9 protein-coding genes and 1 other RNA gene are annotated in these 10,873 nt (G+C 56.0%); 8 read left to right on the forward strand and 2 right to left on the reverse strand.

Annotated elements, in window-relative coordinates; translation table 11 throughout:
* Nucleotides 1-15 precede the first annotated feature (15 nt).
* Nucleotides 16-552, reverse strand: coding sequence for an acyloxyacyl hydrolase (locus EI185_RS16090; RefSeq protein WP_124706173.1), 537 nt, complete (start codon nt 550-552; stop codon nt 16-18).
* Nucleotides 553-606: 54 nt separating this feature from the next.
* An RNA gene (gene ffs / locus EI185_RS16095) (signal recognition particle sRNA small type) lies at nt 607-705 on the reverse strand.
* An 83-nt stretch (nt 706-788) separates the two neighbouring features.
* Here ffs and EI185_RS16100 point away from each other — a divergent pair.
* From EI185_RS16100 to EI185_RS16135, 8 genes are all read left to right on the forward strand, one after another.
* On the forward strand, nt 789-2,753 hold the full coding sequence (locus tag EI185_RS16100; RefSeq protein WP_124706174.1) for an APC family permease: 1,965 nt from the start codon (nt 789-791) through the stop codon (nt 2,751-2,753).
* 267 nt (nt 2,754-3,020) lie between these two features.
* On the forward strand, nt 3,021-3,686 hold the full coding sequence (locus tag EI185_RS16105) for a response regulator (protein ID WP_124706175.1): 666 nt from the start codon (nt 3,021-3,023) through the stop codon (nt 3,684-3,686).
* Nucleotides 3,683-4,999 carry an ATP-binding protein gene (locus tag EI185_RS16110; protein ID WP_124706176.1) on the forward strand — a complete coding sequence of 439 codons (1,317 nt, stop codon included), beginning with the start codon at nt 3,683-3,685 and terminating at the stop codon, nt 4,997-4,999. The genes EI185_RS16105 and EI185_RS16110 overlap by 4 nt, the downstream gene beginning before the upstream one ends.
* Before the next feature lie 198 nt (nt 5,000-5,197).
* Nucleotides 5,198-7,375: a TonB-dependent receptor gene (locus EI185_RS16115; RefSeq protein WP_124706177.1), complete on the forward strand. Its 2,178-nt coding sequence runs from the start codon at nt 5,198-5,200 to the stop codon at nt 7,373-7,375.
* 18 nt (nt 7,376-7,393) lie between these two features.
* Nucleotides 7,394-8,083, forward strand: coding sequence for a MotA/TolQ/ExbB proton channel family protein (locus tag EI185_RS16120; RefSeq protein WP_124706178.1), 690 nt, complete (start codon nt 7,394-7,396; stop codon nt 8,081-8,083).
* A gap of 1 nt (nt 8,084) precedes the next feature.
* Nucleotides 8,085-8,477, forward strand: coding sequence for an ExbD/TolR family protein (locus tag EI185_RS16125; protein WP_124706179.1), 393 nt, complete (start codon nt 8,085-8,087; stop codon nt 8,475-8,477).
* A gap of 1 nt (nt 8,478) precedes the next feature.
* Nucleotides 8,479-9,210, forward strand: coding sequence for a TonB family protein (locus EI185_RS16130; protein ID WP_124706180.1), 732 nt, complete (start codon nt 8,479-8,481; stop codon nt 9,208-9,210).
* A 28-nt stretch (nt 9,211-9,238) separates the two neighbouring features.
* The gene (locus EI185_RS16135; protein WP_124706181.1) at nt 9,239-10,732 is read left to right on the forward strand and encodes an alkaline phosphatase family protein; all 1,494 of its coding nucleotides are present in this window, start codon (nt 9,239-9,241) and stop codon (nt 10,730-10,732) included.
* The last annotated feature ends 141 nt before the right edge of the window (nt 10,733-10,873 follow it).

Genomic DNA, 10,873 nt, shown 5'->3' on the forward strand with positions numbered 1-10,873 from the left:
AGGTTTAAGATCGCATCAAAAGTGATAGGCAAACCGGATCTGGTTGAAGTTGATCCCGTTGTTGGGTTTTTTGATGTCGGCATTCGACAAATGCTGGAAACGATAACCCAGATCGTATTCGCCGCGCGCGCCGAATCTGTAGCCGGCTCCAATGTGATCGCCGAACTGAAAAGCAGTACCGAATTGACGACGGTCATTGATTCGGGTTTCCGACAGCAGGTGCACACCGATTCCAGCTTCGGCGTACCATCCTGTGGGCTTGTTCTGACTCAGCCGGAATACCGGGGTAAAACCAATGTCGTATAGATCCCGCGCGCCGCTCACACTGCTGTCGCCGCGCCAATAGCCGAGGCTCGCATCCCAGTAGCCGGACACGGCCCAGGCATCGCCTACCGGCCATTTTTTGTTCCAGTCCCATTGCAGGCCGACACGGCCCATATCGGTATGGTTGCCTGTGCCTAACTCAAGCGACACGCTGTCTACGGCATGGGCCGGCAAAGCCACACATACCAACAGCATGACACCCGCAAGTTTTGTCAGGTTCAACTTCATGTCACTTCTCTCAGCAAGTAGTGTGAACACAGCTTTTAATAAAATGGATTAGAAGGTGGCGAGCCCGACCCCCGGCACTTGCAATAAATAGCTGTGGCTGCTTCCTTCCGGACCTGACCAGGTTCACCATCTTGCAATGCGGGGAGGCCCGCCACCGACTATTCTACGCTAGCCCTCAGGTGCGGCAAAGCGTTATAGTGCGCGGACATTTCCAATACTCAAGGAAAATCACGGTAATGCCCACTCTGCAAATGCTCAGGGATAAGATGCTCGGCGCTCCGCGCGATCCGATGAAACCCGAAACGCGCCAGCATATCGCATTGATCGCATTCTTTGCCTGGGTAGGTCTGGGCGCAGACGGCTTGTCGTCTTCCTGTTACGGTCCGGAAGAGGCTTTTCTCGCACTCGGCCAGCACACCCATCTCGCCTTGTATCTGGCAATTGCCACCGCACTCACCGTGTTCGTGATTTCGTTTGCGTATAACCAGGTTATCGAGCTATTCCCCAGCGGCGGTGGCGGCTACAAGGTCGCCACCAAACTCATCGGCCCTCATGCCGGGCTGGTGTCCGGTGCAGCACTGATTGTGGACTATGTACTCACCATCGCCATTTCGGTGGCGAGCGGCGCCGATGCGTTGTTTTCACTGTTGCCGATGGGGGCGCAGCCTTTCAAGCTGGCGACGGGACTGATATTCGTGCTGGTTCTGGTAATCCTGAATCTGCGCGGGCTGAAGGAATCCATCAAGTTTCTGCTGCCGATTTTTCTCGGCTTTGTCGTCATCCATCTGGTGCTGATTGTGTACGGCATCCTGTTCCACAGCAGCCGCCTGCCGACCCTGCTGCATACCACTACCACCGAAACGTTTACCCTGAGCACGCAGATGGGCTGGGCATTCATCATCTCCCACCTGCTGCTGGCCTACTCCACCGGCGGCGGTACTTACACCGGTCTGGAGGCAGTATCCAACAACGTCAATACGCTGGCCGAGCCGCGTGCCCGCACCGGCAAGTGGACCATGTTTTATCTGGCCGTCTCGCTGGCTTTCACCGCCAGCGGCATCATCATGCTGTACCTGCTGTGGGACGTGCACCATGTGCCCGGTGAGACGCTCAATGCGGTGGTGTTCAGAGATATCCTGCACAGCTGGACTCTGGGCGGCGTGGACTGGGCACGCTGGCTGCTGCCGGTGGTCCTGGCATTGGAGGCGGGGCTGTTGTTTGTCGCCGCCAACACCGGCTTTCTCGGCGGCCCGGCGGTGCTTGCCAACATGGCGGCGGATCGCTGGGTGCCACACCAGTTCAGTTATCTGTCGAGCCGCCTGGTGACGCGCAATGGGGTGATGCTGATGGCCGTGGCGGCCATCGGCGTTTTGCTGTTGACGCGCGGCAGCGTCACGCTGCTGGTGGTACTGTATGGCATCAATGTATTCCTGACTTTTTCACTGTCGATGGCAGGCATGTGCATCTACTGGTGGCGCAATCGCGGGGTGGAGCAGAAATGGCTATGGCGCCTCGCCCTGTCCGGCACCGGGCTGTCGGTCACCGGCGGGATATTGCTGGTGCTGATCGTCGAAAAATTCGGCCAGGGCGGCTGGATGACGGTGCTCATCACCAGCATGGTGATCGGCGCCTGCCTGCTGGTGCGCCGTCACTATGACGAAACCCGCGCTCAACTCAAACAGGTAGACAATCTGTTTGCCGGGCAGCAAATGCCTCCTCTGCCCAATCCTCCCGCACTTGATCCCGCGCTGCCCACAGCCGCGCTGCTGGTGGGAAAAAGCAAAGGCAGCGGCATGCATACCCTGCTCTGGGTACAGCGCTTGTTCCCGGATCATTTCAAGAATTTCATTTTTCTGAGCGTTGGCGAGGTCGACACGCAAAGCTACGGAGGCACCGGAGCGCTCGAAAATCTGCGCGACGAAGTCGGCGAGAATCTCCAGTATTTCGTCAATTTCTGCCACCACCACGGCCTGGCCGCCGAAGCCCGGCTGGCCTACGGCAGCGATGTGGCACAGGAACTCACCCGGCTAGCACAACAAACCCATGCGGATTATTCCAACTGTGTATTTTTCGCCAGCAAGCTGATTTTCGTGCACGACAACTGGGGCACACGTCTGCTCCATAACCAGACCGCCGACGTGCTGCAACGCCGCCTGCATCTGCAGGGGATGCAGATGGTGATTTTGCCGATGAAGGTTTGATAGAAAGCTGAATCACCTCCCCACTGCAATACTACAAACTGCAACAGATTCAAGCATCCCATCTGGTAATTCATTAATCATATCAAGCCGCACGGAAGCGTCAGCTTTCGGCAAGAGAACCGTCATCGTTTTGACTTTTTAGTCACATAAACTATTAGCCGACTTGGCTAGTTGGAAAAAGCTACTCTTCAGTGTCCGGATTAAACCTTGATCAAAGTAGAAACTTTTTAATATATCGACTGGGAAAACAATAAAAACTGGCCTGGCATGCAAATCCTGCTTATTGAAGATGACCCGATGATCGGCCAAAGCCTGGTCCGGGCGTTAAAAGATGTCGGCATTTCGAGTGACTGGGTTCGCGACGGCGTGGCAGGAGAATCAGCCATCGAATCGGGCAAATACAGCCTGGTTCTGCTCGATTTGGGATTGCCGAAAAAATCCGGGTTTGACGTGCTGAAAACAATGCGCGCCAAGGGTGACCACACGCCATTGCTCATTATTACGGCGAGAGACGAAATCGATGACCGAGTGACCGGACTTGATTTGGGTGCAGATGATTATCTTATCAAGCCATTCGGATTGAAGGAGCTGATGGCAAGAATTCGTGCCATCCTGCGTCGCAATGACGACCTTGCCATGTCTATTCTCGGAAACGGCGAGATCACGCTGAACCTGGCAACTCATGAAACAACCTACCGGGGAAAAACCCTGTCACTTTCTTCCCGTGAGTTCACCCTGTTGCAAGCGCTGGTCGACAAGCCGGGAACGATACTTTCCCGCACCCAGCTCGAAGATCGGTTATACCCACTGAGCGAAGAAATTGGAAGCAACGCAGTCGATGTGCTTATCCATTACCTGCGCAAAAAATTTGATAACGAAATCATCCGTAACGTGCGGGGTGTCGGCTGGATGGTAGTGAAGCATCCGTCATGAAATCACTGAAAAAGCAGCTCATTTTTTGGCTGGTCGGGCTTTTGTCCGTGGTAGGTGTACTGGCGGGTGGCATTTCCTTTTATTTCGCTCTACAAGAGGCGAACGGGCTACTCGACCACCAGTTACGCCAGATCGCCCGTAGCGTTGACGAAGGCTCTCAACTACCTGCCATGCAAGCCCAGTTTCAAAAAGAAAACAGCGAGGAAAGGGATAGGGATTTTGTCATTCAGGTGTGGATTGCAAACGCGCCTCCCGAATCGTCCCGCCCTGGCTTCAATCTTCCCAGGCAGGCGGTTACCGGATTTTCTGAATTGTCGTCGCAAAATTCAAAATGGCGCGTGTATACAATGATCCACCCGCATCGCACGGTACAGGTTTCCCAAGGAGAAGATGTGCGCCTTGAAATTGCGACCCACTCGGCAATGCGCGTGCTATTCCCGGTGGCCGTACTGATTCCGCTTTCCTGGTTACTGGTTGGCGTCGTGGTCAGCCGTCTGCTGAAACCGCTTGAAGCCGTCACCGAAGCGGCTATCCACCGCGACGTGGCAAGCCACACACCGCTACCAACCAAAAATGTTCCTGAAGAAGTTGCCCCGCTCATCCGTGCCATGAACGACCTCATTTCGCGCTTGGGAGATGCACTCGAATTGCAACGCCAGTTTTTGTCGGATGCGGCACACGAGTTGCGCACGCCGCTTGCCGCGCTGCAGTTACAAATCGAGAATCTGTCGCGCAATCACTCGCGTGAAGATCTCGAAATCAGGATTGACGAGATGCGGCGCGGATCGCAGCGAGCGTCACATTTGGTCGGGCAGTTACTCAAAGTCGCCCGCTACGAGACTCAAAACAAGCCGATCGAGCGCAGCGAGGTCCGTTTGGATACCTTTGTTAAATCCTGCATCGCCGACTTTATCCCCTTGGCCGATCACCGCGGTATCGATCTCGGCATGATTCATGACGATAGCGCAGTCATTGCGGGAAACCCTGAAGATTTGCGCATATTGATTGGCAATCTGATCGATAACGCGATTCGCTATACGCCAGAAAGCGGGAAAGTGGATGTAAGTGTTCACGTTTCAGGTCGCAACGCGATGGTAGAAATATTGGACACCGGCCCCGGGATCCCCGCAGCCCTGCTCCCGCGTATATTCGATCGTTTCTTTCGCGCAGCAGGTCAGGAAACGGAAGGAAGCGGCATCGGCCTGGCCATCGTGAAAGCGATCGCGCAACGCGAATCAGCCAAGGTAATACTCGCGAACAGGCAGGACGGGCATGGCCTGAGCGCACGCATTTTTTTCGATCTTGCAGAATAGCGGACGCTTTATTTCATTAGCGCCGCCACATGGAATTGCCTCTCTCCAGGCCACATTCTCAATCCCGGATTTTGGATATTTCCCCTGCAACAGAATTGTCACAATTCATTCACTCTCCCCTAAGTCTTGGTGCGTACATTGCCATTACATCATTGATCGATTTGTTATTAACGCACACTGACCAAGGGAGTAATGTAAATGAACGGGCAACCTGATTTTCGCGTCAAGCTTCTGGTACAACTGGTTTTAGGCACGATGCTGGTGGCTGGCGCCAATGCGTCGTTTGCCCAGGATACGGTTGATCTTGGCACGGTACAAAGCGGTTCCGGCGATGCGTCGGCAGGCAGTTCCAGTAATCCAGCCTCCGCCCCCTACCAGGCACCCACGCAGGGCTCCCTGGTCGCCACCCAGCCCCAATCCATCATCAACCAGCATTACATCCAGGAAAACGCTTTCGCCGGTTCCAATTACACCGACATCGCGCAAATCGCGCCGAGCGTATGGAGCGTCGATCCGAACGGCCCCGGCATGATGGAATCGCAATCGGGCGGCCCCTACCTGAGGGGATTTGCAAACGGCCAATATAACGTCACCTTCGACGGTATCCCCTGGGGGGATTCGAACGACTTCACGCAGCACTCCACGTCCTATTTCATGCCCCAGGATACCGGCAGCATCGTTGTCGATCGCGGACCCGGCGACGCCAGCAATATCGGCAACGCGACCTTCGGCGGCACCATGGCCGTCACCTCGAAAGACCCTTTATCAGCGACGACCTTCACGCCTTATACCACTTTCGGGAGTTTCAATACGCGCCTGTTCGGCGCTGAATTCGATACCGGCACCATGCAAAAATACGGCGACGTCAGCGCGTTCATCGACTACAAGAATTTCGCGACGGACGGCTATCTGACCAATGCGCACCTGCGGCGCGGTAATCTGTTCGTGAAATTCATCAAACCAATCGGTGACAATACCGTGCTGACTGTCGTAAGCATGCAGAACAAACTGCATCAAAACGTGCCGCAAGGGGCGACACTTGCAAACATGGCGCTATACGGAAAAAACTATGGCCTGAACAACGACCCGACCAGCCAGAACTTTGCCGGCTATAACTACGACGACATCACCTCGGATTTCGAATATATCGGCCTGCAGTCACAGCAAGGCGACTGGAAGGTGGACAACAAGCTCTACACCTATGCTTACTACCACAATGGTTTCAACGGCGCTGATCCGGGCGGTGCCCAGCCGAACGGCACCGTTTACGGCGCCAATAATGTCCCGGGACAGAAGATGACCATGAACTACCGGTCGGTAGGCGACTTGCTGCGCCTTTCCAGAACCATGGGGCCGGGCGATCTGCATTTGGGCGCATGGGTTGACCATCAGACCAACAACCGCTCGCAATACGAAATCGATTTCACCAACGGTGGCGCTTTGAATGCTACACCCACCTCCGCCGCAACGGATCGGCTGATGAACGATACCCTGACCACCATTCAGCCTTATATCGACTATGCGTGGAAAGCGACGGATAACCTGACCATTACACCGGGTCTGAAATACGTGTCCTTCCGCCGCACGCTCGATGCAGCAGTGAATCAGGGAACTGGTTTGCCCTACAGCGGCGACCATACCTGGACCAAGGCGCTGCCTGCACTGACGGCTCACTATGCCATCCAGAAAAACTGGTCGGCCTATTTGCAGCTTGCCAAGGGCTTCCAGGCGCCGAACCTCAACTCATTCTATAAAGCCAATCCGGATCTCGGCACGCTCAAGCCGGAAGAAACGATGAACTACCAACTTGGTACAACCTGGGCCAGCCAGCGCCTCACCTTGTCAGCCGATATTTATCAAATCGATTTCAAAAACAAGATCGTCTCTTCGCCAAGCGGTACTGGCACAATTTTCTCGAATGCCGGCGGCGCCACCTACAAGGGCGTGGAGGGTGAAGGAACCTACTATGTCGGGCAGGGCTTCAGCCTGTACGGGAACTATTCCCTCAACAGCGCCAAGGACAATACCAATAACCAGTGGCTGCCCAACACGCCGAAAACCACCGCAGCAGCGGGCGTGATCTACAACCAGGGTCAGCTCTATGCCTCCCTGACCGCCAAACACGTCGGCTCCCGCTTCGGGGATACCGGCGAAACCATACCGCTGGCCGCCTACACTGTCGCCAATTTCGCGTCCAGTTACACGCTTAAAAATGTCGCGAGCTGGGCAAAAGAAGCCAAGGTGGGATTCCAGATCAATAACCTGCTCAACAAAACCGACATCTACGCGCTGGGCACCTACGACGCGAATGGTAACCCGATGTACTTTACGCTTCCGGAGCGCAGCTATCAGTTGAGCCTCTCGGTCAGCATGTAAAAGAAAGGTATTCATAGAATGAATTTGGACACGATTCAACACGTCGCCGACACGTCTGGCGGCATTCTCTACCTGATGGCCGTGTTGCTGCTGGTGGCCCTTACCATCGCGCTGGAACGTGCCTGGTATCTCAGACGCGTTCTGGTCGCCGGCAACCATGTGATGGCACAGCTGGATTCGGTGACGCGCGCCGAGATGCCCATGCTGCGCGAGCTCAGCACGCATTGCAGCGAGCTTCCGCATGCGCGGGTTCTGGATGCGGTGCTCAAGCACGATCTCAATCACCATTTCGACCGTCTTTCCGACAAGATGGAAGAAGGCATCATGCGCGAAGCGCCGCGCGTCGACCGTTATCTGTGGGTACTGGACACCATCGTTACCCTGGCGCCGCTACTCGGGCTGCTGGGCACCATCATCGGCATGTTCAACGCATTTCAGGTGCTGTCCGACCCGGGTAGCGCGCCTATCAAGGTGACGGGCGGTGTGGCAGAAGCCTTGCTTGCAACCGCCTCCGGCCTGTTCATCGCGATTCTCGGGCTAATGTTTTTCAACGGCCTGAACAACCGGGTGCGCGTCATCATGCACCAGCTGGAAACCCTGAAGGTGATGTTGCTTAACCGCATGTACCCGCACTACCATGCGCAGCCCGATCATCAGGGCAGAGCCCATGAAAACGGTCCGCGCGCAGTTCGCGTCGGGGAAGCCTGAGATGCGTTACTTCGAACCGCGCAAAGCCCGCATCGAGATCATTCCGATGATCGACATCATGTTTTTTTTGTTGATCTTTTTCATCATGATCACCCTGCACATGATCCCCTCTACTGGCGTCGCGTCCAATCTGGCAAGCAGTTCAACGGCTGCCGCCTTGCCGCAGCCAAAAGTACTGGTCACGGTGGACGCCGCCGGGGTTATTTCCGTGGAAGGTCATGTACTGACACCAGCGCAATTGACTGCCTCCCTGCACCAGGGTGATCCAGCACGCACCATCGTCACCATCGCGGGATCGAAGCAGACATCGCTACAGCACTTGATGGATGTGATGGACGCATGCCGGACAGCGGGCGTGACGCAAATCGGCCTGGCCGCCAGACAGCAGCCATAAAATGACCACACTGGAATCCCCAATGCCGGTAGTCAGCGGCCGGTTGTCCCTGCCTTACGCGACCGCAATTGCTCTGCTTATCGAGGCCTTGTTATTGGCAGCACTGGTCATCGGATTGTCCGATGCCAAGAAGACTACGCCGCCCAGGCCGCAGCCGGTGATGCTAAGCTTTCCCGTCATCCAGGCTGCGCCGCCCAAGCCGGTACCGACGCCGCCACGCAAACCACCGGTCAAACCTGTGCCCCACCCGCGACCGGCACCGGTTCACCACACTGTCCATCACCCCAGCCCGCCCGTGCACAAAACCGAGGTTGCGGAACCTGTGCCGGAACCGTTGGCTATGGCCCCTGCCGAACCCGACACAGTGTCGGCTCCGCCACAGCCGGCGCCGGTTCAGCATACTGAAAAACCCAGTCCGCCCAATGTCGACCCCAACATTCAGGCGCGCTTCGAAGATCAGGTCCGCAGCGCCGTTCAGTCGGCCATGCGTTATCCCTATGCTGCCAGGATGGCGCATATTTCGGGTCGCACACAAGTATCTTTCGAATATACGGACGGCCAGGTGAGCGCCGTAAAAATCGCCGTCTCCAGTGGCTACGGCATGCTCGACAGTGCAGCATTGCAAGCCGTTTCTGCCGCCGCCTATCCGCCGCCACCGAAAACCATGGCGGGTAAATCCATGCCCTTCAAGGTGTGGGTCCGCTTCTACCTGACCGGTCCATCTGCTAACTGAATCTCTTCTTTAAATTCTGGAAATCACAATGAAACCGAATGCTTTGAGCGTGCTCGCTGCCGCTGTTCTGACCACCCTGTCCGTTGCCCAGGTCCAGGCAAACCAGGCCACCCCTATCCAACATGTGTTGATGATCAGCGTGGATGGCTTGCATGCGCTTGATCTACAGAATTTTTCTGCCAGCCACCCCCACTCGGCAATGGCTCAGCTTGCCCGCACCGGGATTGAATACACGCAAGCTCAAACCGTCAGTCCTGCCGATTCCTTTCCCGGGCTGCTGGCGCTGACCACCGGCGGCACACCAGCAGTCACCGGTGTGTATTACGACGAGACTTATGACCGCAGCCTCTCCCCGCCTGGCAGCAACTGCAGTCGGATCGGCACCTCCGTCATTTACGATGAATCCATGGACGGCCCCGGTGCCAAGGCAGGAAAACCGGCGCTGAAATCCAGTCTGTTGCCGCTGGATCCGAATGGCTGCAAGCCTGTTTACCCACACTCATATTTACGTGTGAATACCGTATTCGAAATCATCCGTCAGGCTGGCGGCCACACTGCGTGGATCGACAAACATCCGGTCTATGAAATCCTCAACGGCCCGAGCGGGCAAGGCGTGGAAGATTTGTATACCCCGGAAATCGGGTCGAATTTCGAAGGCCTGGAAGACAAGCATGGCGACAAGATCACTGCCTCGATCAAGCGGACGGAGCGCTACGACCAGGCTAAAGTTGGCGCACTCATCAATGAGATCGACGGCTTCCGCCACGACGGAAAAACTGTAGCGCCGGTACCCATGATGTTCGGACTCAACTTGCAGGCAGTCAATGTGGGCCAAAAACTGGCTGGCTATACAGATGCTCAAGGTCACCCCACCCCGCAACTGGAGGCCGCTCTGGTTCACAGCGACATGCTGATCGGCGAAATCGTTGCTGCCCTGCGCGAGAAAAATCTGCTGGATTCGACCCTGTTCATCGTGACAGCCAAACACGGCAATGGCCCCATCGATCCCAAAGCGATACGCCATGTCGACAAGAAAGAAATTGCCCAAACCATCGAGCACGCCGTACCCGGCACTGTAGCGCAGATCACGCCTGACCAGGGCGCACTGATTTGGCTGAAAGACACCCGCAAAACGGCGCTCGTCGCCCAAGCTCTGGAGCATAACCGCAAGCAACTTGGAATCAGGCGCGTCCTTTACGGCGCAACCCTGGCGCTACGCTTTCCGTCACCTGAGCGTGATTCACGTACCCCGGACCTGATCATCATTCCGCAGCGCGGCGTCATTTACGCCAAGACCGGAGACAAGAAAAAAGCCGAGCACGGCGGCTTTGTCACGGACGATACGAATGTCGCATTGCTGATTTCCAATCCGCATTTGCAGCACGCTGGCGTCGTGATTCAGGCCCCCGTCTCCACCACTCAGGTAGCGCCGACCCTGCTCGCCAGTCTGGGACTGTCGCCAATTGCTCTGGAAGCCGTTAAAAAACATGGTACGCCGGTGCTGCCCGGAGAAGACTGGTAAACATTTTCAAATCGAGCTGATATCAGTCAAGTATTCAGATACTCGATGATCGAGTAGGGGACGGAGTTGCCCCCGTCGCCCTCTCACACCACCGTACGTGCGGTTCCGCATACGGCGGTTCATTAAACATGCTGGAAGCGT

It is taken from the genome of Sulfuriferula multivorans, from assembly GCF_003851125.1.
GTDB classification, from domain to species: domain Bacteria; phylum Pseudomonadota; class Gammaproteobacteria; order Burkholderiales; family Sulfuriferulaceae; genus Sulfuriferula; species Sulfuriferula multivorans.

Bases quoted from the DNA above. Each gene is read 5' to 3' on its own strand.
- EI185_RS16090 (WP_124706173.1), bottom strand. From the start codon at position 552: ATGAAGTTGAACCTGACAAAACTTGCGGGTGTCATGCTGTTGGTATGT.
- EI185_RS16100 (WP_124706174.1), top strand. From the start codon at position 789: ATGCCCACTCTGCAAATGCTCAGGGATAAGATGCTCGGCGCTCCGCGC.
- EI185_RS16105 (WP_124706175.1), top strand. From the start codon at position 3,021: ATGCAAATCCTGCTTATTGAAGATGACCCGATGATCGGCCAAAGCCTG.
- EI185_RS16110 (WP_124706176.1), top strand. From the start codon at position 3,683: ATGAAATCACTGAAAAAGCAGCTCATTTTTTGGCTGGTCGGGCTTTTG.
- EI185_RS16115 (WP_124706177.1), top strand. From the start codon at position 5,198: ATGAACGGGCAACCTGATTTTCGCGTCAAGCTTCTGGTACAACTGGTT.
- EI185_RS16120 (WP_124706178.1), top strand. From the start codon at position 7,394: ATGAATTTGGACACGATTCAACACGTCGCCGACACGTCTGGCGGCATT.
- EI185_RS16125 (WP_124706179.1), top strand. From the start codon at position 8,085: ATGCGTTACTTCGAACCGCGCAAAGCCCGCATCGAGATCATTCCGATG.
- EI185_RS16130 (WP_124706180.1), top strand. From the start codon at position 8,479: ATGACCACACTGGAATCCCCAATGCCGGTAGTCAGCGGCCGGTTGTCC.
- EI185_RS16135 (WP_124706181.1), top strand. From the start codon at position 9,239: ATGAAACCGAATGCTTTGAGCGTGCTCGCTGCCGCTGTTCTGACCACC.